Below are 21849 nucleotides of genomic sequence, written 5' to 3'. Positions count from 1 at the left end.
GTAGCTCGTAGCTCGTAGCTCGTAGCTCGTAGCTCGTAGCTCGTAGCTCGTAGCTGCTATCTACCGCGCCCCGAAACCGGCGCTGTCGTAGCTCACAGACAGGATATCGATATGGAATTGACCCCGAGGGACAAAGACAAGCTGCTGCTGTTCAGCGCCGCCCAGTTGGCGGAACGGCGGCGCGCGCGCGGGCTGAAGCTCAACTACCCGGAGGCGATGGCGCTGATCAGCTTCGAGATTCTGGAGGGGGCGAGGGATGGCCGCAGCGTGGCCGACCTGATGAGCTACGGTCGCGAGATACTGACTCGGGAAGACGTCATGGACGGTGTCGCCGAGATGATCCAGGAAGTGCAGGTCGAGGCCACCTTTCCCGACGGGACGAAGTTGGTGACGGTCCACGATCCCATCGTCTGACGCGGCTGTGCTCGGTCAGGCGGTGTTGGCTGCGCTTCGAAAAATGCTCATTGGCTGAAGCCAACCGCGCTTTTTCGAAGCTTGCCGCCTACCCTGACCTTCGCTCGCAGCGCGTCAGATTGCATTGGTTGGCAGTCCTAATGCTTTCCATGCGACGAACAATCGACAATAAGGGAAAATCGATGATTCCCGGTGAAATGCAGATTCAGGATGGCGAGATCGAGCTCAATGCCGGCCTCGAGACGGTCACGGTGGCGGTGGCCAATACCGGCGACCGGCCGGTTCAGGTCGGCTCCCACTATCACTTTGCCGAGACCAACCCGGCGTTGACCTTCGATCGGGGCGCAGCCCGGGGATATCGCCTCGACGTGCCCGCCGGCTCGGCGATTCGCTTCGAACCGGGGCAGACACGGGAGGTGACGCTGGTGCCGTTTCTTGGCGAGCGGCGTATCTACGGCTTCCGCGGGGAGGTCATGGGCGCGCTGCCCCCTGACGCGCCGCTTTCCAAGGCGTCCGCGGCCGCGCAGGTCAATGCGCCCACAGCCGCGCAGGTCAATGCGCCCACAGCCGCGCCTAGGGCGCGCGATGACAATGGCGACGAGGGGGGAGCGAACTGATGGTCAGGATCACCCGGCAGGCGTACGCGGACATGTACGGCCCCACGGTCGGTGATCGTGTCCGCCTCGGCGACACCGAGCTGTGGATCGAGGTCGAGAGCGATGCGACCGTCTATGGCGACGAGGTCAAGTTCGGCGGCGGCAAGGTCATTCGCGATGGCATGGGGCAGAGCCAGCGCCACGACGATTCGGTCATGGACACGGTCATCACCAATGCGCTGATCCTCGACTGGTGGGGTGTGGTCAAGGCGGATGTGGGCCTGCAGAGGGGCCGGATCGCGGCGATCGGCAAGGCCGGCAATCCCGACGTGCAGCCGGGCGTCGACATCGTCATCGGGCCGGGCACGGAGATCATCGCGGGGGAGGGCAAGATCCTCACCGCCGGCGGCATCGACGCGCACATTCACTTCATCTGCCCGCAGCAGGTCGAGGAGGCGCTGATGAGCGGCGTCACCACGATGCTCGGCGGCGGCACCGGTCCGGCGACCGGCACCAACGCCACCACCTGCACGCCGGGCGAGTGGCACCTGGGCAAGATGCTGCAGGCGATCGATACGCTGCCGATGAACATCGGTTTGCTGGGCAAGGGCAATGCCAGTCTGCCGGCGGCGCTGGAGGCGCAGATCGTGGCCGGAGCGATCGGGCTCAAGCTGCACGAGGACTGGGGTACCACGCCGGCGTCGATCGACAACTGCCTGAGCGTGGCCGAGCGCTACGACATCCAGGTCGCGATCCACACCGATACCCTCAACGAGTCCGGCTTCGTCGAGGACACGCTCGCCGCGTTCAAGGAGCGTGGTATCCATACCTATCACACCGAAGGCGCGGGCGGCGGCCATGCGCCGGACATCATCACCGCCTGCTCGAAGGATTACGTGCTGCCGTCGTCGACCAACCCGACCCGGCCCTACACGGTCAACACCATCGACGAGCATCTCGACATGCTGATGGTGTGCCACCATCTCGATCCGAACATCCCCGAGGACGTGGCCTTCGCCGATTCGCGGATACGCCGCGAGACCATCGCCGCCGAGGATATCCTCCACGACATGGGGGTGATTTCGATGATCTCGTCGGACTCCCAGGCGATGGGGCGCGTCGGCGAGGTGGTCTGCCGCACCTGGCAGACCGCGCACAAGATGAAGGTGCAGCGCGGCCTGCTGCCGGAAGACGCAGCGCTGGGGGCGGACAATTTCCGCGCGCGCCGCTATATCGCCAAGTACACCATCAACCCGGCATTGACTCACGGTATCGCCCACGAGGTCGGGTCGGTGGAGGTTGGCAAGCTGGCCGACCTGGTGCTGTGGAGTCCGGCATTCTTCGGCGTCAAGCCGGCATTGATCGTCAAGGGTGGCATGATCGCGGCGGCGCCGATGGGAGACGCCAACGCCTCGATCCCGACGCCGCAGCCGGTCCACTATCGGCCGATGTTCGGGGCGTTCGGCAAGGCCGCCAGCGCGACCCGCTTCAGCTTCGTCAGCCAGGCGGCACTGGATGCCGGTATCAAGGCGCGACTGGGGCTGGAGAGCGAACTCTCGGCGGTCAGGCAGGTGCGGGGTATCCGCAAGAAAGACATGAAGCTCAACGACGCCTGTCCGCAGCTGACCGTCGATCCGCAGACCTACGAAGTTCACGCGGACGGTGAGCTGCTGAGCTGCGAGCCGGCGACCGAGTTGCCGCTGGCGCAGCGTTATCATCTTTTTTGAGTCGACTATTCATCCGCCGGACGGGTTCGTTATCGGTTATCTATTTCGAGGTCATCCCGAGTCCCGTATCGGCCATCACGAGGCAGACAGACATGTGGAAATTGATTGAGCGGCTGGAGGCGACATCCGATGCCGTTGCCGTCGATAGCGTGACGCTACCGTTCGAACTGCGGATGCGAGGAAGGCTGAAGGCGGTCAGCGACAGCGGCCGCGAGATTGGGCTCTTCCTGGATCGTGGACCGGTGCTTCGCGACGGTGCGTTGCTGCGCGCCGAGACCGGGGAAGTCGTCGAGATTCGCGCCGCCGCCGAGCCGATCGTAACGGCATCGATCCCGTCGGGTCTGGCGCTGGCCAGGCTCTGCTATCACCTGGGTAACCGTCACGTACAGCTGGCGCTCGGCGAGGATGAGGAGACTGGCTGGGTACGCTTCCCGCCGGATCACGTTCTCGAGGCGTTGGCCGCACGATTGGGAGCGACGCTGGAGCGCCACAAGGCGCCATTCGACCCCGAACCGGGGGCCTACGCCGAAGGGCTGGGCCATGGACATGGGCATGGACATGACCACGACCATGACCACCATCACGGTTCCGCGGAAGGTCACGCCCGGGTATACGACTTCCAGCATCACCGTTCCGGGCGACACGGCCACAAGCATGAGCATTGAGGGGTGATGGTCGAGTCGACGCGCGACCCGTTGGCCCTGATGGGATTGCTGCAACTGGTCAGCCCGGCGCTGCCGATCGGTGCCTTTGCCTGGTCCCAGGGGTTGGAGAGCGCCTTCGAACTGGGCTGGGTGAGTGACGAGCAGAGCTTGCGAGAGTGGCTGACCGGTGTTCTGCAGGATGGCCTGACAGTGTGCGAACTGCCGGTTCTGGCCAGGCTTCAGCTGGCCTGGGCGAACGAGGACCGTGCTGCCCTGCAGTCCTGGAACGACTGGCTCCAGGCCAGTCGCGAGAGCGCCGAACTGGCGGATGAGGATCTGCGCCTGGGACAGGCACTGGCCCGGCTGCTGGGTGACCTGGAGCTGTTGCCGGCCGCCGGCTGGCTACCGCCGCGGCCTGCCTACGTCACCTTGTTCGCCTGGTTGGCCCACCGTCGCGGCGTTGCCGTCGACGATGCCCAGCTCGGCTTTGCCTGGGCGTGGCTCGAGAACCAGCTTGCGGCGGCCTGCAAGGCTCTCCCCTTGGGGCAAACAGCGGCACAGCGGCTCATCGAGCGGCTGCGCCCCGAACTGGCCACGGCTGTCGGCGCCGCCAACGCATTGACGGATGCCGAACTGGGGCCGGCGCTGCCGGGGTTGGCACTGGCAAGTGCACTACACGAAACACAATATTCGCGGCTGTTCCGCAGTTGAGGGTAGGCAAGGAGGAGGTGAGTACGATGAAACACTGCTTACGCGTGGGCGTCGGCGGCCCGGTAGGATCGGGAAAGACGGCGCTGCTCAAGCAGCTCTGTCTGGCGCTGCGCGACCATTACGACATCGCGGTGGTGACCAATGACATTTATACCCGCGAGGACGCCGATTTCCTGCTCCGGCACGATGCGCTGGCCGCGGATCGTATCATCGGCGTGGAAACCGGGGGCTGTCCGCATACGGCGATTCGCGAGGACGCCTCGATGAACCTGGCGGCGATCGACGATCTCCATGCGCGCCATCCGGCGCTGGAGCTGGTCCTGGTGGAGTCCGGCGGCGATAACCTGGCCGCCACCTTCAGCCCGGAGTTGTCGGATCTGACGCTCTACGTGATCGACGTTTCCGCCGGCGACAAGATTCCGCGCAAGGGCGGACCGGGCATCACCAAGTCCGATCTGCTGATCATCAACAAGATCGACATCGCCGACTACGTCCATGCCTCGCTCGAGGTGATGGAACGTGACGCCAAGAAGATGCGCGGCGAGCGGCCCTTCGTCTTCGCCAACCTGCACGACGGTGTCGGCGCCGAAACCATCGTTCGCTTCATTCTCGACCGCGGCATGCTGCCCGAGCGACGCGGCGATGCGTGTCGCGCGATCCAGGACCAGGCGCTGCTGAGCGCCAACTGATTTCTCGTCCGTTACCCCCAAGGAGATTCGTCATGACTGCTTCAACTCCCCCGGCTCGTCGTCTGGCCTGGCTGTCCGCACCGCTCGTGCTGCTGGTCGCCTCGGCGGCCATGGCGCATCCCGGCGCGCTGCCGCACACCCATGGCGGCAGCTTCGTAGCCGGATTGATGCATCCGCTGTCGGGACTCGACCACCTGCTGGCGATGCTGGCCATCGGGCTGTGGAGCTGCCGCCAGTCCTCGACGCTGCGTCGCGCCATGCCGCTGTTGATTGCGCTGGGCATGGTCGCGGGGGCAGGGCTGGCCTGGGCTGGCGTGCCGCTGCTCGGCGTCGAGTTTGGCATCGCCTCCAGCGTACTGCTGGCGGGCGTGATGCTGGCCTGTCTGGTCAAGCTGCCCACCGCGGTCGGGGGCACCCTGGTCTTCGCCTTCATCCTGCTGCATGGCCACGCTCACGGCAGCGAGTTGGCTCCCGGGGCATCGGCGGCGCTCTACGCCCTTGGTTTCGTCATCGCCAGCGTCGCTATCACGGTGGTCGGCCGACTGGCCGGCAACTGGTTGATGCAGCGCGACAGCCGTTGGCTTCGCGGCATCGGTGCCGCCATCGCCGCCGTTGGAGGAACTCTGATGCTGAGCTGAGAAGATTGAATGAGGGGCATGCATCTGAACTCGATGCGGCGGCGTATTCATTGACAGGCGACCAAGGCCGCTTTGTCAGGGAAAGTCTCGGAACGTGACGCCACGTTCGATCATGGAAACCCGCAGGAGCCCCTTATGAAAATCTCTATCAGCCACCGTTTCGGTATCGCTACCGGTTTGATGTTGGCCCTGTTGAGCGGTACGGCCTTGGCACAGACCGCCATGGACGACAGCGCGCCCAACAGCAGCAGCGATCAGATGGGAATGGCGAGCAAGGACAGCGCCAATCGCGATGCGATGGTGAACGGTACGCCGTCGTCATCGCAGATGTCTTCCCCCAGCACTTCCATGGACGACAGCGCGCCCAACAGCAGCAGCGATCAGATGGGCATGGCGAGCAAGGACAGCGCCAATCGTGACGGGATGGTGAAGGGCATGCCCCAGGCGGGCAGCGCCGCCGTCCTGCAGCCCACGATGGATAACAGCGCCCCCCTGAGTGGCAGCGACCAGGAAGGCGCCGCCGGCAAGGATTCCGTCAATAGCGAGCCCCTCAATACCGGACCGGCTCAATAGGCAGCAATCAGGGGGCGTGACGACGGCGATCCGTCTCGTGCCCTCGAGATAGGTGTATCGATCGCTTGAGACCGCTACGGCGGTCTTTTTTGTGCGCTGCGTCCAGTGGCCGGTTGTTCCAGACGCCGCAAGCGGGTCGTTCAGGCCCCGTTCTGTGGGTGCCTGATCCGGCGATAGCCGGCGTTGATGAAACAGTAGCCACCGTAAGCCATCAGGCCGACCGCGGCGGTGCCCAGGAGCCAGTCACCGAAGGGCTGGTGAGCCAGCAGGTTCAGCGCCGCCCCCAGCCCTTGGGCATCGCTGGGCGACAGCCGCCAGGCTGCCAGCGCGATCAGGCCGCCTATCAAGACGAAAGTGACGCCACGGGCGGCAAGACCGAGTCGCGCAATGGCCTCGAGCAGCGGCAACGGCGGATTGGGCCGGCTCTGCAGGTGCCAGTTCTTACGATAGGAGCGCCGCCAGGCGCGCACCATCTGGTGAATGCCGACGCCAATGAAGACGAGGCCGAGCACGACCAGTAGCCAGCGCCCACCGGGAATTCCCATCATCCGTTCGGTGTTCTCGGAGGTTCCGCTGCCCTGCGCCTGGGACAGGCTCTGGAAAACCAGGGTGGCACACTGCCAGGCCAGGGTGGCGTACAAGCCGCCGCTGACCGCGAATCCCAGGCGTTGAATCCATCCCTTCCAGTCGCTGCCCTTGCGTTCCGTATCCCATATCGCCTGGCCCAGGCGCCACAAGACATAGGCGACGAGCCCCAGTCCCAGCAGAGCCAGTAGCGCGCGCCCGAAAGGCCACAGCGCGATCTTGCGAATGACGTCCGACGCACCGCTCTCGCTGCCACCCAGGCCGATGGCGGTCAGCAGTGCCAGCCAGCCGATGGTGAGGTAGATCATTCCCTTGGTGACGTAGCCCGCCGAAGCCGTGTGTCGCAATCCATCCCGTAGGCTAACGTGGTTTCGCTTCATGCTGTTCCTTGTGATTGGCCGGATACTAGCCTAGAAGAGAAAGTGGCCTCGCGACACGACATAGGGAACAACGCTGGCAGTGTGTGTGCTGATCAACCCGCGTTGGCTGCCAGGATCTTGCGCAGGAAATGCTGCGTACGCTCATCCTCGGGATGGCTGAACAGCTTGGCGGGCGGCCCCTGCTCGATGATGCGCCCCTGGTCCATGAACACCACCCGATCGGCGACCTCGCGGGCGAACTGCATCTCATGAGTGACGACGATCATGGTCTGGTGCTCCGCCGCGAGCTGCTTCATCAGGCCGAGTACCTCTTCTACCCACTGCGGATCCAGCGAGGATGTCGGTTCATCGAACAGGATGACCTCGGCGTTGGCGGCCATGGCTCGACCGATACCCACGCGCTGCTGCTGGCCGCCGGAGAGCGCGGCGGGGTAGGCATCGGCCTTGTCGGCCAGCCCGATCCGCTCGAGAATCTTCCTCGCCCTGGCGTAGGCCTCGCGCTTGGCAATGCCATCCACCACGATCATGCCCTCGGCAATGTTCTGGAGCGCGGTCTTGTTGGCGAAGAGAGCATAGTTCTGGAACACGAAGGCGGTACGCCGCCGCAGGGCCAGGATCTGTTCACGCGTTGCGCTCGTGGCATCGAGGCTGAGGTCGCCGACGGTCAGGTGGCCGGCATCGGGCGTCTCCAGGAAATTGATGCAGCGCAGCAGCGTGGATTTGCCGGTACCCGAGGGCCCGACGATCACGATGATCTCGCCGCGCTCGAGATGAAGATCGATATCGTCGAAGACGACGTGGTCGCCGAATTGCTTGCGGATGCCCTTGAGTTCGATCATCGCTGATAAGCCCGGTTGAGTCGTTGTTCCAGCCATTTCTGCACCCAGGAAAGTGCCTCGACCACGATCCAGTAGATCACCGCCACCACCAGAAAAGCCTCGAAGTAGAGAAAGCTGCCAGCGGCTTCCTTCTGGGTGGCACCCATCAGCTCGGTGACGCCGAGCGTGAAGGCCAGCGACGTCGATTTGATCATGTCGATGAAGTAGTTCATCAGCGTCGGCGTCGCTACCCGGGTCGCCTGGGGCAGCACGATTCGCCGCATCAACTGCGCCCGCGTCATGCCGATCGATAGTGCGGCTTCGGTCTGGCTACGGTCGATCCCCACGATAGCCGCTCGGATCGACTCCGCCATGTAAGCGGAGAAGTGGAGCGTCAGACCGAGAATCGTTGCGGTGATGCCATTGATCGCCACCAGAAAGGTCAGCACCTGAGGGAGCCCGTAGTAGAACAGGAACAGTTGCACCAGCAGTGGCGTGCCACGGAAGAACGAGATGAAGAGAAGAGCGAAAGCGTTGAGGCCGGGAAGCCGGGTCACGCGAATGACCGCCAGGAGGCAGGCCAGTATCAGTGCACAGGCCATGCCTGCCGCGGCCATCTCCAGCGTCAGGGGCAGGTAGCCCAGAAGAATGGGCACCAGGCCCAGCATGTAGTCGAAATCGAGTGCGTGCATAGTGCTTGGCGCTCCGCGCTTGGCGACCTCAGATAACGGAAAGGCCCATGGCGCCGGTCAGCGCCATGGGCCATCGAAGCGAGACGGCGATCAGGGCTGGGTAATGTCGGACCCGAACCACTTCTCCGAAATGTCGCTCAACTTGCCGCTGTCACGCAACTTGGCGAGGGCGTCGTCGATTCTGCTCTTCAACGCCTTGCCGGCCTCGTCGTCGCGGAACGGATAGGCGTTCTCGATCCGGGAGAAGGGCTGTCCGGCCAGTTGCAGCGGCAACGGCTTGTCCTTGATCACCTGCGTGGCGCTGACACGGTCCATGACGAAGGCATCGGCGCGGCCCAGGGCGACGTCCTGTTCGATGTTGGAGTCGTACGTCTTGATGTTGATCTCATCGGCGTATGGCAGTTCGTTCAGCAGCTGCTCATAGTTGGAACCGAGGTTCACCGCCACCGTCTTGCCCTTGAGATCCTCGACCCCATGGATGGCGTCGTTGCCTTTGCGAACCACTACCTGGGCGCCGTCGTAGACGTAGGGCTGGCTGAACAGATACTTTTTCTGGCGCTCCGGCGTGATGGTGATCTGATTGGCGATGGTATCGATTCGGTTGGAGTCCAGCATACCGGCCAGGCCGGAGAAGCTGGCGGTCACGAACTCGACGTCGTCGCCGGTAATCTCACCGATCGCGTTCATGAGGTCGACCTCGAACCCCTTGAGTTCGTCGCGCTCGACGTAGGTGAAAGGGTAGTAGCCTCCCGACATGCCCACTCTCAAGGTGTCGGCCTGAGCCAGGGTTGCACCCAGCGATGCGGTGAGCCCTAGCGCGAGAGCCAGGGCGGCCTGTCGGAGAGATGCCATTGAAATCGATCGTGTTGTCATGAGCGAAGAGATTCCTCGAGAAGGTTGTGGGAACGTCGCCTTGGGACGCGCTCAATCGGAAGATAGAATAGCGCAATTCTGAAATAGGTAATAAGAAAAATAATTTATATGCCCTTTTGTTTGGCGCTATCGCCGGCATGCCGAAACCGGGCGGTGGTCGGCCACATCCGGTCGTATTTCGCGCCGGTGACTGCAACCAATCTATACTTGGCTTTGCCGTTTGTAATGTATTGATCTAACATTTGCGCGATTCTTTCTGTGAAGGCTGCTGCAGGGACGTGACCAAGGGACGTGCGCTTCGCGTTGGTTAGTGGCATGGGCCAGGGAACGAGCCGACAGGCTCAGGAGCGCGGGAAGTATCGGCGCATGACCGTCAGCGTTGTCATGCGGCCTCTCTCGCCTCCGGCGTTGAGGTTCATGGCGCGGGAGGTGGCAGGTGTCTCGGAAAACCGGCGTCCTTCCGCCGGTTTTCTTCTTCGACCTCGATATCAGACGACGTTACCTCCGCTGGCTGGCGGCCGGGTGCTGCCTGGCCTCTTCTGCACGGACGACGTCCGCCGCGATCGAACTCATGGTTGCCCACGATGACGATTGCCAAGCTTCGACACTCCATTTTGATGAAATGCTTGACCGGGCGACAACTCTTGTATAACTTTGAGTTCGTTAGCTGACTTACCGCACCCAAGGATGGGTTCAAGGACGCCAGAGGTAAGTCGGAGCCACAGTCAGGGAAGACTGTCAGCCCGTTGGATTCAGGAAGATGAAGACAGGGCTCAAGCATTACCGTGAACTCGCTCCGTCAGGATGACGAAGAAAGGGCAGGACGCCCGGGTTCGGCGGTTGTTTTAAAGGCGGGCCGGGAGGCCCGCCTTTCGTGTTTTCGGACCTTGGGTCAAGGTTGACGGTGTTCGTGCCACAAACTGGGTTATATCGCCGGCCGCGGTTCTCGCCTACATTGGCGCCTTTGCGATCCCAGCAGGCAGGAGCCTATCCCGACCATGGAGTGGTTGTCGGAACAAAGCAAGGCAATAACCGCCGTCACCAGCATATTGACGCTGCTCGTGTGGTTCTTTTACGCCCAGATCCTCTACCGAAACTTTGCCCGGACTCGGCGTCCTCGCATCATCATCAATCGTGGCTACGGCAACGATCTGACTTCCCTGTGCCTGATCAGCAACATGAGTTCCGAGCCGATCTTTCTCGAGCACATCATCGTGACGCTACATACCAGCCGAGGATCCTTGACCAAGGATATGATCGACTTCGAGGGCGGTCATTACCAGGACAGCAAGGAGTCTCCAGATTCGTCGCAAGCCGATGCCGGGGAAGGGCGGGAAAGGATGGAGTCGAGCCAGGGCCCCATGCTGTGCGGCAGTTTCAGCCACGTCGGTACGTTCGAGACCATCTTGCAGCGTCTGTGCAGGGCCCACGACCTGACGCTGGAGCATAATCGCCCCACGGACGATACCGTGTTCCACTTTCTCGATATTCGCGTCGTCGCGATCTACGGCAGTGAAGACCATCCGATCGGAGCCGAACGTCGCTTCCGTCTTCACATGACAGGCGACGAGGCCTGCACGCTGGTTCCCGTATCGATCGATACCAAGCGCTACGCCAACCGGCTTCAGCGGTGGCGTGTCCGGCAGTGGATCCGTCGCCTCGACGGCTGAATCGTTGCTGGCACTCCGGGAGGGCTATTGACCGCGCGTCAATGGGCGGCGCCAGCTATTATCCACAGCTTTTGACTCCGAGATTTACCGGACGGTGAACTAATCGCGCAGCAGGTCGACCACCGTCGACCAATATGTGTCGCGAATTCGTGGCCATTCGAGCTTGATCCATGGCGTGTAGTGATCCGGATGTTTGACCAATGCCGCATCGAGCTGCTCGGACGACACGAATGATAAGTTGGCGATTTCGTTTGGGTTACCCGCCACCGGCGCATTCGAACAGGCTATGAAGACCGAGCATAGCTCGTGCTCGGTCCCGATGTCGCCGAACTGGGCGTGATATTCGAATCTGTACAACCAGGTGACGTCAGTGTCGACACCAATTTCCTCATGTAGTCGACGCTTGGCGGCCTCGGCCAAGGTCTCGCCTCGACGCGGGTGGCTACACACACTGTTCGACCAGAACCCGCCCCAGAGTTGTTTGGCCTTGGCCCGCTGCTGTATCAGCACATCGCCTTCGCTGTTGAATAAGAAGATTGAGAATGCGCGATGAAGTACGCCTTCGCCAGCATGGGCCTCGGCCTTGGACATGTGACCGAGCACATTGTCGTCCGAGTCGACCAGGATCAGCGGCTCGTCGTCGAAGGAGACGATATCGGCGGAACCTGTCTCGATACTCGTGTTCATGAGTGAATGTCCGTGATGAACGAGTTACAGCCTGCGGCCTGCATCGCCGGGGGCATATTCTGTATTTGATCGCTTTCGATCGTTATGACCATTTCATTATCCGCCAGGCCGATATCGCCATGAACGAGGCTGTCTATCTGGACGAAAGTCGCCTCATGGCGTCGGGGCCTTGTCATACCACCGTTACGCTGCTTGTGATCGTGCTCATGAATCGGATGATCTTTTGTCGCATCTAGAATGGCTTTGGGTCCATTGGATGCTAGATCAACTCGGATTACGCTAGAAAAAGTGGGCCAGATACACAGGTCAGGGCCCAGACGACACAGTACAATTGATACGTCAGCCTGTCGGCGTTGTACCCTTGTAGGAAAAGTGCACGTGCGGCGCAGATCCAGGATAAAGAACCGAGGATGACTGCAGGCAGTAAGTATTTCCAGTCGTTTTCGCCAGATGTGAAAGCCATCATGAAATAAATAAAAAATGGCAAAAATATCATGAAGACGGCAAAGTAACGACATACAAAAGCCCGGCCCAGCAACATGACGGGGGTGAGACGTCCAATAGCCCTATCCCCCTCCAGATCGCGGACGTCTTCGATGGGAAAGGCGAACGTGAAGTAGATCACTATAGCCAGGAGCCAATTCCACGCTGCGGAGTCAAGATCGGTCGAAAGAGACCATCCGATGAAGGGCATAACGACCAGATGGACGACATTTGTGGGGGATTTCCACCATATATAACCCCGCTCAGGCAACCGGAACTGTACCATGGTGATGAAAGGCCACAATAGCACCCATGGCGAAAGGCCGAATAGCCATACAGTTAGAATATACAAAGCTGTGGCAATCCAGCCGCGCAGTTGGATGCCTTGTGGGGTGGCCAAGCCCGCAGGGATGGGACGATACGGCTTGTTGCGAGCATCCTCTGCGGATGATTTAGCTTGGTTGCAACAATCAAAGATATAAACAATCAGTAATGCGATCCCGATAGCCTTACCGACACTCTCCGATATTTCTGTGCTGTTCAGACCCGCGCCAATACCCGCGCTTAGAGAAACCAAGGGTACCGTCGTAATGCTTATTGTCAGATTGTCGCGAATCAGACGCCATGTGATCGCGGCCTCCGCAGAGATCCATTTTCGAGCTAGTGCCCATATCGATGTATCAGCAACGCTTTGACTTTTTATCGTATCCATTAATGTTATCCCTGCGAATCCCAATGGCCTGGAATATGCGGCGCATTGGAGTAGCATTGCGCCGGCAGCTTTGATGGAGTCTGGTGGGGAAGTCGATATACTAAGGCACGTCGGGTGCTCCAATGCCTACACACGAAGGTCCGACGTATAGAGCATACGAGACTGTTCATCTGCCAAGTCTGGTTCAACCAACGATGCATCAGTTTTGGAGACAGTCGAGAGAGTGATTGACCAAATCCCTGTTCTGTTCCGGGCCAGTCAAATGAACGGCCTAGCTCTGCCAGTCATGTTCGACCTCTTGAGCCCCCCTGAATTTATTCTTAATTTAAGTTAATGCTTATTAAGATTTATCTCAAATATAGAGGTGCTGTTGATCGGGTGTCAAGACACAATCCGGATTCTTTTTGTGGCTTATGGATTACTGGCATTTGCCAGCGTGCTATTCGGCAAGGGCAAAGCCAAGCCGCTGCTAAAATACACCGGAGTTTTCGCAGGTTAGCTAGAAGGGCGATACTGACATGCCATTTGCCAGGCAAGCGGGATCTGCGGGAATAGAACAGTATTCATGACGCCGCCTCCGCTTCCGCGGCGTTCCAGGTGATCAGCGCCTCGGCCACGTCGACCCGGCTGACGGACAGGTATTCCAGCGCCTTGAACTTACTGAACGTTCGATCCCACGCGTTGAGGTGGTCCTCGTCGAATCGGCAGACGGGGAGAGCGTCCTGCTCGCGATCGCGTGCCTTGGCGGTCTGTTGTGCTGAACGCGCTTTACCAGGCGCTGGTAAGAGGCGGCGGCTTTTAACTGTGCGGGCATGACAGCGTGCTCTTGCCTCTTTCGTCTAGCGCACGAGGATAGCCAGTCACGCGGCCTTGAATTTATGATGTATGACAAACACCTGAAGTCGAGTCGACGATGACCCACGATGTTTCTCTCCGCCTTGAAGAGGCCGAGTCGCTGAGTCTACGCATTCTGGGCAAAGCGGGATTCAGCCCGGCCCATGCTGATGCCATCACGCGCAGCGTCGTTGCAGCCCAGCGCGATGAGTGCCATTCCCACGGGCTCTATCGCCTGATCAATTGTGTGGATGCCGCGAGAAAGGGCGGCCTGGATCCCCAGGCCGAACCGGTGGTTCATGACCAGGCGCCGGGCGTCGTCAAGATCGACGCTCGTGGCGGATGCTCGCTACTGTCGTTCGAGACCGGCAAGGCGCACCTGAAAGAGAAGGCGGAGCGTAACGGTGTAGCGGTGCTAGGCATCAATCATTGCTTTCACTTCTCCGCACTCTGGTCCGAGGTGGAAGCGCTTGCCGAACTGGGACTCGCAGCGCTGGCGATGAACCCGACTCACGCCTTTGTCGCGCCGACCGGCGGATCAAAGCCTCTGCTCGGCACCAACCCCTTTGCCTTTGCCTGGCCACGGCCGGGTCGGTCGCCCTACGTTTTCGACTTTGCCACGAGCGTCGTGGCACGCGGGGAGATCGAGCTGCATCGACGCGCCGGCAACTCGATCCCGAAAGGGTGGGCACTGAACTCAGAGGGGGAGCCGACCACCGACCCGGCCGCGGCCCTTGAGGGAGCCATGCTCCCTTTCGGCGGCCACAAGGGGGCAGCGCTTTCCACGATGATTGAGCTGCTTGCTGGCCCGTTGATCGGTGATGCCCTGAGCCACGAGACGTCTCCCGCCAATGATGCTGGTACCGGCAGACCGCAGCATGGCGAGATCGTCATCGCGTTCTCGCCAGAGACGTTCCTCGGCGCACAGAGCGAGTCTCAACTCATCCATGCTGAAGCGCTGTTCGATCGAATTCTGGAGCAGGGCGCACGGCTACCTTCCCAGCGTCGTTTCGAAGCGCGTGAGCGGAGTCTCGAGCACGGCGTGACGATTCCGATGCCACTCTACGAGGAGTTGGAAAGGCTGGCTTGAGCCATCCTATGGCGCCGGCAGTGGATTTGGTCAGCGCCACGAAAAGCTGAACGCACTATGCCAAAGACTGACCGTAGAAAGGCCAATTTCGAATATGGGGTTAGGCTAAGGTTTTGAAAAGAAGGGTTTTGATGGTGCGGATGGGGAGACTCGAACTCCCACACCTTTCGGCACTAGAACCTAAATCCATGTAGCCGAAGTTGATAGACAAAAACCTTAGCTCAATCAGCACATTGCACGCCGGACGCACCGACAGCAATGTGACTTTTGGCATCGCTAGGCCGCATTTTGGTCACACTCAGCAATAGCCCGTGGCACAATCGGGTCACACGAGCTCCACGCGCCAAGCGATCAGTGCTTGGCAGGTGGAGTTCAACGGAGGGTGGGTGTACGAGGGAATGAAGGGCAAGGTGCCCATAGCGGAGATTGAAGGATGCAGTGGAATCTCTTCACCGGCACTAGAATTCCAGATGTGAATGCCCAATATACTAGTTTAAACCCTTAACGCAGGATAATCCCTCGCACTTTCTATTTCATCATCTTCACCAGTTCCTTCTGCTGAGGGTCCGATATGAAAATGGCTAGGATTCTGGCAGGCTCCGTTGCACTGGCATTCTCGCTCAGCTCGTGTGACGCACCGGGGTTTTCCGTCCAACTTTCCCCGACGCCATAGACATTCGTCTCGCCGTCGACCCGGCTCCTGATCGAGCCTTCCAGAACATAGCCAATGACGAAGGCATCGCCATGCATATGCGCTGGTGTTGACGCCCCAGGTGGGTATTCGACCGAAAGGCTGGTAACGACCTTCCCGGGAATATTCGGGATTTCATAACGGAACTCCTGTTCGACAGTCTCCCTCGACGCACTCGCGGCATTTTCATCCGCCAAGGACGGAACAGTGGCGATGAGAGCAAACATGGACACTATGATCGATGATAATTTCTTCATCATTAATCCCTTCATTTGCATATGATAGATACCATTTTTTCATCCAGCTCACATGACACGACTGGGTGTGATAGCTGCCAAGGCCACTGCACTCATAAATCACCACTCAATCGGTTTTCATTCAGCAACCAGATCAGTGAGCAATGTGGGTGTCAGCACTTGCGGCAGTACCCTGGGCTTCTCAGCCCCAGGGGCGTACCACAGATATAGGGGCACGCCCGTTCTGTCATGACGATTGAGAAAGGTTGTAATGGCAGCGTCGCCATTGGTCCAGTCTCCCACCATGGTAGTCACGCCAGCCTGTCGGAAAGCGTCACGCGTCACTTCGCGGTCAATGGCGCTCTTCTCGTTGACCTTGCAGGTGACACACCAGTCCGCCGTAAAGTAGACGAACAAAGGCGTGTCCTGCTGGCGTAATTCATCGAGGCGGTGCTCATTAAAGGTCAACCGCTGCAGGCTCTCGTCAGTGGTATTGGGAGGGGCAGAGAACGAGGCGGGAACCAGCCATCCAACGCTCAACGCCATCACTGCAGCAACCACTGATGGCCCCCAGGACCAACGTCTTCCGTTGCGCTGACGCAAGCCTGTCAACCAGAGCCCAACCACCAGGAGCATGACCACAGCCAAAATAGCGACTACACCGTCACTGGAGAGCTGTTGTCCCAGCACCCAGAACAGTGCCAGCGCGGTCACGAACATCGGGATAGCCAGAAAGTGCCTGACGCTCTGCATCCAGGGACCGGGACGTGGTAGCTTGCGACTGAGCGCAGGAAAATAGCCGACGATCAGAAAAGGCAGGGCAATGCCGAACCCCAGCCCCGCGAAAATCGCCAGCGCCGCTAGCGGCGGCAGTAATATCGCGGCACCCAGGGCCGTCGCCATGAAAGGCCCCGAACAGGGCGTTGCGACAAAGGCCGCCAGCACGCCGGTCCAGAAAGCACCGGTGGCGCCACCTTTCTCGGCGAGCCGAGCGCCACCATTGAACCCACCGAGTTCAAATAACCCCGTGAGATTGAAGGCAATTGCCGTGATCAGAAGCGTTAACCCGACAATGACTCGAGGATCCTGTAGCTGAAAGGCCCAGCCAATCTGAATACCAGCGGCACGCAAGGCAATGATTCCGGCCCCGAGCAGCATGCACACCCCGACGACGCCTGCCGTGTAGGCAAGGGCTTCTCGCCTCGCTTCGCGAGGGCCACCGGACAGCCGTGCCAGGCTCAATATCTTGAGACTAAGAATAGGGAATACGCATGGCATGACATTCAGCAGGATTCCGCCGGCAACCGCTCCGAGCAAGGCCGTCAGTATCATGCCTAGAGTGCCAGTCGAACTCTTTTCATCGGCGCCATCACCGGTGCCATGCCTATCGACGCCTGGCGTTGGTACAGAGCCGGCATCCGCCTGAAAGGCCAATCCAGTGCCCCCTGCAAGCGTTACTACCGCTTCGAGGGGCTCCGGGGATGCCTCTCCCGCCGCCGTCTCAACGATAAGCTCATCGCCCTGACGCTTGAAGTCCTGCTTGGCGGCCGGGTCGACCGCACCATCACTTGCGACAAACAGGTGCGGCTGATCCAGTTCGACGCTGGCTGGCAAGGGAATGGAAATGCGAATGCGATCGTCTATGTGCGCGTAAGTCGCTCGTGCTCCCAAAGGTCGTGGCAACGCTTCGCGCCAACGATCGAAGTCCGGCTGGTGACGGGTCGACGTAGCGCCATCGCCGACTGTCAGATCCGTCGACAGAGACGCCCTTTCAGGGATACAGGCATCCTCGCGACAGGCTAGATATTGGAGGTCAACTCGGACAGGAATCGTAGTTCCTTCGTCCAGGTGGTCCGGCACATTCAGTGGCACCAGAATGGCGTAAGGCTGCTCGTAGACATGGTTCATCAAGTTGTCGATGAGCAGAGTCTCGGGGACCGGGTAAGCCGGCTCTCCTGCCGTTACGCCATCGGGCAGCTGCCAGTCAAACTGCGGCGCAAGCCCCACGTTCCCGGGCTGCTTCCAGTAGCCATGCCAACCGTCCTGAGGTTGCATGACGACGGCAAGAGTCGTCTGCTCTCCCGCAGCCGGACGAGCACTCTCCGCCACGAGCGACGTCCGAATCATCACATCGCCCTGCTCCTCGGGGGAGCTTTGTGCCATGACAGCGCTTATCGGTATCAGGGTCAGCAAACTTACTATAGAGATCAACGCCAGCAGACGTACCGCGACGAAACCGCGCAACATAGTGGTCGGCATACGCAACAAGCCCATCATGAATGGGCTTCTCCATCGAATGGATATCAGCATCAGTAATCGCTTCAGTAGCCGAGCGCTTTCATTTGGCGGCGACGCTCTCCGTGGCCTCAACCAATGCCGTATCCTGAGGGCCTAGCCGCTTGGCCACGTTACCATCGCGGTCGATCAGCACGACGGTGGGTATCTGTCTGACACCGAAGGCGCGATAGACATCGCCGCTGGCATCCAGGGCGAGGGGAATGCTGACATCGTTGGATTCACGGTAATCCTCAAGGTCTTTTTGTGATGCCCAAAGCCCGGATGAAACACCAATCCAGTCGATGTCATCTTGTTTGGCCAACGAATCCACGGTTTCACGTACACGGCGACACGCCTGGGATGTTTCCGGCTGGCTCTCCTCCAGATACCACTCGCACCAGGGGGCAAAGAACACGATGCCACGAGGTTTGCCACTACCCTCGGCAGACAACTCAACGACATCACCAGCAAGCGTGCTGAGCGTGAGCCCGTCGACGCTATCGCCAACGTCCAGTGCTTCCACCTCCGCGGTATCGACGCCTTCAGCAGCACTATCGCCGTCGCTGCCCTGCATGACCTGCTGCAGAGCGTCCTCGAACTCCTGATCATCCAGATGCCCGACGTAAGAGATATGTCCACTACGGTCGATAAGCACATGCTGCGGAGTGACTCGCAGATGTAGTGCTTCAGCGAGCGTGCCATCATCTATCGTGATCGGCATGCCAAGGCCCATTTCTTCGCGATACTGACGTGCGGCTTCGGCGGTATCGCTGAAACCCGTATTGACCGCAATGACTTGTATCTCATCACCGTACGTTTCATATATTTTCTGAAACCCGGGCATCTGCTGACGGCAAGGCACGCACCAGGTCGCCCAGAACTTGAGATACACGGGTTTTTCCCCGTACAGCTCGGACAACGCGATCTTTTCACCATCCAGTGTTGTGATCGTGACATCGGGCCCTGGCTGGCCGATGAGGGACTCTCCGGCACTCTTGGCGCGACGCTCTCCATCCGCATCCTGATCGTAGGCCTCGGCGGCCGGCTCCTCGCTTTGCGTATCGCTGGCGGCGTTTGCCACAGAGATGGGCCCGAGGCTGCTGATCATCAGCGCTAGCAACGGCCCAAACAGGATCGTACGAGTTCGAATTGGCATTTTGATATTCCTTGTCACCTCGCATAGCGGCAGATGGCCGCTGTGAGGTGGAGGGTGGAGAGATTAGAGAATAGTTTGGAGGTCAAACAGTGCAGGAAAAAGTACCAAGAATGGACGTTTTCAGTATACCATGAGTCATGGATTCTCTTCGCATCGACCTTGATCGCCGCCAGCGACGTTCGCTGACCGAGCAGATACACGACAGCATTGCCAGCGCGATCCGCGAGGGGCACCTTTATGAGGGCGCGCGCCTCCCCTCTTGGCGTGATCTAGCCACGCAGGTGGGCGTCTCCAGAGGCACGGTAAAAACCGCCTATGAAAGGCTGGCCGACGAGCAACTGGTAGTTGCTTGTGGCGCTGCGGGAACCTTTGTCGCGAGCCCATTGCCCCTCGCTCAATCTCGTCTGAACGAGGTTCCCTCTCGGCTGCCTCTGCCCGAGATCTACCGTGATTTCGACAGTCCGCCTAAACCCTTTCAGGTCGGAGTTCCGGCTACGGACATGTTTCCGTACAAGGTGTGGTCTCGCACCATAGTTCGCTATTCACGACTGGCCGCCACGGAGACCACCCGCTACCACGACCCTCGGGGAGAAGTGGAACTACGAAAGGAAGTTGCAGCTTATCTCTCGGTCACTCGCGGCCTGCAGTGTTCGGCCGATCAGGTCATCATCACCAATGGGTATGCTGGTGCGCTTGGCCTTGCCCTGCACGCGCTGAAGCTTAAAAGCCGGCAGGTCTGGGTGGAGGATCCCGGCTACCCGCTGACTCGCCGGGCGATATCACTGGCCGGCTACACGCCGGTCCCCATCGCCGTCGACACACAAGGGTTAGATGTCGGCGAGGGGCTGGAACGGGCACCAAACGCGTCGCTCGCCGTTGTCACAGCTAGCCAACAGGCGCCGCTGGGCATGTCTCTCTCACCGGCTAGGCGACGTGCACTGCTCGAATGGGGGGCTGCGGCGGGTGCTTGGATCATTGAAGATGATTACCTCAGCGAACTGAAACTCAGTGGTAAGGCTGCGCCGCCACTGGCATCTCTGGATGGTGACGGACGCGTCATCTATATAGGCACCTTCAGCAAGACCATCAGCCCCACTTTGCGGCTCGGATTCATGGTCGTGCCATCGGCGCTGGTGAACTTTTTCGGAGACGTCGCCGCTGCACTGTCGCCGGCCTCATCGTTAGCGACCCAGTTGGCCGTGGCGGCCTTCATGCGTGATGGCCACTACCTACGCCATATCCGGCGCATGAAGAGACTCTATGCTCAACGTCGCGATGCCTTGCTGCGACAACTCGGGGAGGGGGGGATATTCAATACAATGGCAGGGTTATCACTGCTGCTAACACTGCCGGACGGCGCCGATGATGTAAAAATCGCAGAAGCTGCTGAGGCGCAGGAGCTTGCTCCTGCGCCGCTATCTATATGGTATGCTGATAACAATAGTAAGGTAAAAAGTGGGCTGTTACTTGGCGTAACCAACCTCTCAGATGCCGTTCTTGAGAGCAGTTGTCGACACCTCGAAGACCTTATCCAACGTCATGCATAACGCGCCTGACTTTGAGAGCACGTTTCAAAGTCTGTCTTGCATTCAGTATCAGGCCAGTGAGCATCCGGTCAAGATCAACTCGTAGTGGATATTGACTCGTCTCTCATATCATGGGACCAGCCGTCCGAAATCGCTCGGCATACGCCCCGTGCTCCAGGCGCGAGCGGCAAATCGCCTCAGGATGTTGCTAAACGACGCTTGCAGGCATGGACTATAGACTGGGGCTGGCGTGAGTGGGGCTGTACCCACGCCGGTCGCAGCTGGGAAATTACTGAGTGAGCGAGGCCCAGGTTATGGCTCGGGCCGCTTCGGGGGTGGTGGCGTCCAGGATCATCCACTCGCAGCGCTGTCTTCGGCGATCAACTAATGCAATCGGGAATTCGACTGGGCTCTGCCGAACCCGGTGGAAGCTCGCTCAATGAAGGAGCCGCCTGGGCGAGAACGCTATCTCACGAAGGCCGAGGCCGGCCGGCTGATATCGGTCGCGCGGGACATGCGCGGCGGGGAGATGTTGGCCGACTTCATCGAAGTGGCGGTAAACACCGGCTGCCGCCGGGGCGAGCTCTACGGTCTGGCGTGGTCCCGCGTGGATCTGGCGAGAGGACAGGAGTCGATCACGCTGCGCTCGACGCACACTAAGTCGGGCAAGCCGCGAACGGTGCCGCTCAACCAACCGGCGGCGGCGGCCATGCGCCGACGGGCGGAATGGAGAGCGTCGAATGCACCTGGTTGCCAGTGGGCATTCGCTAGATCGGGCGGCAAGCCGATTGGATGTCTGCGCAACGGATTCAAGTCGGCGTGTGCGAAAGCAGGCATTGAAGACCTGCGCATTCACGACTTGAGGCACACGGCAGCATCATGGCTGGTGACGGATGGGGTGCCGCTCGAAATGGTCAAAGAGCTGCTGGGGCACAGCTCGATCGTCATGACTCAGCGGTATGCGCACCTGGCGCCGCACCGGGTCAGGGAGGCGGTCAACGGGATCTGGTCGAGCTCACAATCTGGTCACACTCACAATCCAGTGGCTCAGCTTGAGGGCTTCGTTTCGGCGAAAAATCGTTGAAAATCAAGTGGTGCGGATGGGGAGACTCGAACTCCCACACCTTTCGGCACTAGAACCTAAATC

20 protein-coding genes and 1 pseudogene are annotated in these 21849 nt (G+C 60.0%); 12 read left to right on the top strand and 9 right to left on the bottom strand.

Annotated features, from left to right (window positions below):
* Positions 1 to 111: 111 nt before the first annotated feature.
* The 8 genes and pseudogenes from Q0602_RS08335 (at position 112) to Q0602_RS08300 (ending at position 5992) form a co-directional block, all read left to right on the top strand.
* Positions 112 to 414 carry an urease subunit gamma gene (locus tag Q0602_RS08335; protein WP_295034825.1) on the top strand — a complete coding sequence of 101 codons (303 nt, stop codon included), beginning with the start codon at positions 112 to 114 and terminating at the stop codon, positions 412 to 414.
* Between the two features lie 182 nt (positions 415 to 596).
* Positions 597 to 899, top strand: a pseudogene (locus Q0602_RS08330) (urease subunit beta); the annotation flags it as partial.
* Between the two features lie 131 nt (positions 900 to 1030).
* Positions 1031 to 2737 carry an urease subunit alpha gene (ureC, locus tag Q0602_RS08325; RefSeq protein WP_298841472.1) on the top strand — a complete coding sequence of 569 codons (1707 nt, stop codon included), beginning with the start codon at positions 1031 to 1033 and terminating at the stop codon, positions 2735 to 2737.
* Positions 2738 to 2829: 92 nt separating this feature from the next.
* Positions 2830 to 3402, top strand: coding sequence for an urease accessory protein UreE (ureE, locus tag Q0602_RS08320; protein ID WP_298841469.1), 573 nt, complete (start codon positions 2830 to 2832; stop codon positions 3400 to 3402).
* 6 nt (positions 3403 to 3408) lie between these two features.
* Positions 3409 to 4092 (top strand): urease accessory protein UreF, encoded by a 684-nt coding sequence (locus Q0602_RS08315; protein WP_298841466.1) that lies wholly within the window; start codon positions 3409 to 3411, stop codon positions 4090 to 4092.
* Between the two features lie 26 nt (positions 4093 to 4118).
* Positions 4119 to 4781, top strand: coding sequence for an urease accessory protein UreG (gene ureG, locus Q0602_RS08310; RefSeq protein WP_295034819.1), 663 nt, complete (start codon positions 4119 to 4121; stop codon positions 4779 to 4781).
* Positions 4782 to 4813: 32 nt separating this feature from the next.
* Positions 4814 to 5419 (top strand): HupE/UreJ family protein, encoded by a 606-nt coding sequence (locus tag Q0602_RS08305; protein WP_298841462.1) that lies wholly within the window; start codon positions 4814 to 4816, stop codon positions 5417 to 5419.
* A gap of 135 nt (positions 5420 to 5554) precedes the next feature.
* Positions 5555 to 5992 (top strand): hypothetical protein, encoded by a 438-nt coding sequence (locus Q0602_RS08300; protein ID WP_298841459.1) that lies wholly within the window; start codon positions 5555 to 5557, stop codon positions 5990 to 5992.
* Positions 5993 to 6132: 140 nt separating this feature from the next.
* On the opposite strand, the gene Q0602_RS08295 is transcribed toward Q0602_RS08300, so the two are convergent.
* From Q0602_RS08295 to Q0602_RS08280, 4 genes are all read right to left on the bottom strand, one after another.
* On the bottom strand, positions 6133 to 6957 hold the full coding sequence (locus tag Q0602_RS08295) for a DUF1206 domain-containing protein (RefSeq protein ID WP_298841456.1): 825 nt from the start codon (positions 6955 to 6957) through the stop codon (positions 6133 to 6135).
* Positions 6958 to 7049: 92 nt separating this feature from the next.
* Complete coding sequence (locus tag Q0602_RS08290; protein ID WP_298841453.1) at positions 7050 to 7796, bottom strand: amino acid ABC transporter ATP-binding protein; 747 nt, start codon at positions 7794 to 7796, stop codon at positions 7050 to 7052.
* Entirely contained in the window at positions 7793 to 8467 is a 675-nt protein-coding gene (locus Q0602_RS08285) for an amino acid ABC transporter permease (RefSeq protein WP_149433906.1), read from the bottom strand. The genes Q0602_RS08290 and Q0602_RS08285 overlap by 4 nt, the downstream gene beginning before the upstream one ends.
* 90 nt (positions 8468 to 8557) lie before the next feature.
* Positions 8558 to 9319 carry an amino acid ABC transporter substrate-binding protein gene (locus tag Q0602_RS08280; RefSeq protein ID WP_295034810.1) on the bottom strand — a complete coding sequence of 254 codons (762 nt, stop codon included), beginning with the start codon at positions 9317 to 9319 and terminating at the stop codon, positions 8558 to 8560.
* A 1019-nt stretch (positions 9320 to 10338) separates the two neighbouring features.
* On the opposite strand from Q0602_RS08280, the gene Q0602_RS08275 reads away from it, so the two are divergent.
* Positions 10339 to 11010, top strand: a complete 672-nt coding sequence (locus tag Q0602_RS08275; protein ID WP_295034808.1) for a hypothetical protein — start codon at positions 10339 to 10341, stop codon at positions 11008 to 11010.
* Positions 11011 to 11109: 99 nt separating this feature from the next.
* On the opposite strand, the gene idi is transcribed toward Q0602_RS08275, so the two are convergent.
* Together idi and Q0602_RS08265 are read right to left on the bottom strand one after the other, a co-directional pair.
* Positions 11110 to 11697, bottom strand: coding sequence for an isopentenyl-diphosphate Delta-isomerase (gene idi, locus Q0602_RS08270; RefSeq protein WP_295034806.1), 588 nt, complete (start codon positions 11695 to 11697; stop codon positions 11110 to 11112).
* A 274-nt stretch (positions 11698 to 11971) separates the two neighbouring features.
* Positions 11972 to 12892 carry a UbiA family prenyltransferase gene (locus tag Q0602_RS08265; RefSeq protein ID WP_298841446.1) on the bottom strand — a complete coding sequence of 307 codons (921 nt, stop codon included), beginning with the start codon at positions 12890 to 12892 and terminating at the stop codon, positions 11972 to 11974.
* Between the two features lie 913 nt (positions 12893 to 13805).
* Here Q0602_RS08265 and Q0602_RS08260 point away from each other — a divergent pair.
* The gene (locus Q0602_RS08260) at positions 13806 to 14816 is read left to right on the top strand and encodes an Ldh family oxidoreductase (RefSeq protein WP_298841443.1); all 1011 of its coding nucleotides are present in this window, start codon (positions 13806 to 13808) and stop codon (positions 14814 to 14816) included.
* 528 nt (positions 14817 to 15344) lie between these two features.
* On the opposite strand, the gene Q0602_RS08255 is transcribed toward Q0602_RS08260, so the two are convergent.
* The 3 genes from Q0602_RS08255 to Q0602_RS08245 form a co-directional block, all read right to left on the bottom strand.
* Entirely contained in the window at positions 15345 to 15764 is a 420-nt protein-coding gene (locus Q0602_RS08255; RefSeq protein WP_298841441.1) for a cupin domain-containing protein, read from the bottom strand.
* Positions 15765 to 15881: 117 nt separating this feature from the next.
* Complete coding sequence (locus Q0602_RS08250) at positions 15882 to 18020, bottom strand: protein-disulfide reductase DsbD (RefSeq protein ID WP_298841438.1); 2139 nt, start codon at positions 18018 to 18020, stop codon at positions 15882 to 15884.
* A 61-nt stretch (positions 18021 to 18081) separates the two neighbouring features.
* Positions 18082 to 19176 carry a TlpA disulfide reductase family protein gene (locus Q0602_RS08245; protein ID WP_298841435.1) on the bottom strand — a complete coding sequence of 365 codons (1095 nt, stop codon included), beginning with the start codon at positions 19174 to 19176 and terminating at the stop codon, positions 18082 to 18084.
* A gap of 137 nt (positions 19177 to 19313) precedes the next feature.
* Here Q0602_RS08245 and Q0602_RS08240 point away from each other — a divergent pair, with 137 nt between their 5' ends.
* Both Q0602_RS08240 and Q0602_RS08235 read left to right on the top strand, forming a co-directional pair.
* Positions 19314 to 20723, top strand: a complete 1410-nt coding sequence (locus Q0602_RS08240; RefSeq protein WP_298841433.1) for a PLP-dependent aminotransferase family protein — start codon at positions 19314 to 19316, stop codon at positions 20721 to 20723.
* Positions 20724 to 21141: 418 nt separating this feature from the next.
* Positions 21142 to 21786 carry a site-specific integrase gene (locus Q0602_RS08235; protein WP_298841430.1) on the top strand — a complete coding sequence of 215 codons (645 nt, stop codon included), beginning with the start codon at positions 21142 to 21144 and terminating at the stop codon, positions 21784 to 21786.
* The last annotated feature ends 63 nt before the right edge of the window (positions 21787 to 21849 follow it).

This window comes from uncultured Salinicola sp. (assembly GCF_937921195.1).
GTDB lineage: Bacteria > Pseudomonadota > Gammaproteobacteria > Pseudomonadales > Halomonadaceae > Salinicola.
This window is presented reverse-complemented; position numbering and strand designations above follow the sequence as displayed.

Coding starts and splice junctions, on each gene's coding strand:
- ureG (WP_295034819.1), top strand. CDS start 4,119: ATGAAACACTGCTTACGCGTGGGCGTCGGCGGCCCGGTAGGATCGGGA.
- Q0602_RS08315 (WP_298841466.1), top strand. CDS start 3,409: ATGGTCGAGTCGACGCGCGACCCGTTGGCCCTGATGGGATTGCTGCAA.
- Q0602_RS08250 (WP_298841438.1), bottom strand. CDS start 18,020: ATGATGGGCTTGTTGCGTATGCCGACCACTATGTTGCGCGGTTTCGTC.
- Q0602_RS08255 (WP_298841441.1), bottom strand. CDS start 15,764: ATGAAGAAATTATCATCGATCATAGTGTCCATGTTTGCTCTCATCGCC.
- Q0602_RS08305 (WP_298841462.1), top strand. CDS start 4,814: ATGACTGCTTCAACTCCCCCGGCTCGTCGTCTGGCCTGGCTGTCCGCA.
- Q0602_RS08280 (WP_295034810.1), bottom strand. CDS start 9,319: ATGGCATCTCTCCGACAGGCCGCCCTGGCTCTCGCGCTAGGGCTCACC.
- Q0602_RS08290 (WP_298841453.1), bottom strand. CDS start 7,796: ATGATCGAACTCAAGGGCATCCGCAAGCAATTCGGCGACCACGTCGTC.
- Q0602_RS08240 (WP_298841433.1), top strand. CDS start 19,314: ATGGATTCTCTTCGCATCGACCTTGATCGCCGCCAGCGACGTTCGCTG.
- Q0602_RS08300 (WP_298841459.1), top strand. CDS start 5,555: ATGAAAATCTCTATCAGCCACCGTTTCGGTATCGCTACCGGTTTGATG.
- Q0602_RS08335 (WP_295034825.1), top strand. CDS start 112: ATGGAATTGACCCCGAGGGACAAAGACAAGCTGCTGCTGTTCAGCGCC.
- ureC (WP_298841472.1), top strand. CDS start 1,031: ATGGTCAGGATCACCCGGCAGGCGTACGCGGACATGTACGGCCCCACG.
- Q0602_RS08265 (WP_298841446.1), bottom strand. CDS start 12,892: ATGGATACGATAAAAAGTCAAAGCGTTGCTGATACATCGATATGGGCA.
- ureE (WP_298841469.1), top strand. CDS start 2,830: ATGTGGAAATTGATTGAGCGGCTGGAGGCGACATCCGATGCCGTTGCC.
- Q0602_RS08245 (WP_298841435.1), bottom strand. CDS start 19,176: ATGCCAATTCGAACTCGTACGATCCTGTTTGGGCCGTTGCTAGCGCTG.
- Q0602_RS08235 (WP_298841430.1), top strand. CDS start 21,142: ATGAAGGAGCCGCCTGGGCGAGAACGCTATCTCACGAAGGCCGAGGCC.
- Q0602_RS08295 (WP_298841456.1), bottom strand. CDS start 6,957: ATGAAGCGAAACCACGTTAGCCTACGGGATGGATTGCGACACACGGCT.
- idi (WP_295034806.1), bottom strand. CDS start 11,697: ATGAACACGAGTATCGAGACAGGTTCCGCCGATATCGTCTCCTTCGAC.
- Q0602_RS08260 (WP_298841443.1), top strand. CDS start 13,806: ATGACCCACGATGTTTCTCTCCGCCTTGAAGAGGCCGAGTCGCTGAGT.
- Q0602_RS08285 (WP_149433906.1), bottom strand. CDS start 8,467: ATGCACGCACTCGATTTCGACTACATGCTGGGCCTGGTGCCCATTCTT.
- Q0602_RS08275 (WP_295034808.1), top strand. CDS start 10,339: ATGGAGTGGTTGTCGGAACAAAGCAAGGCAATAACCGCCGTCACCAGC.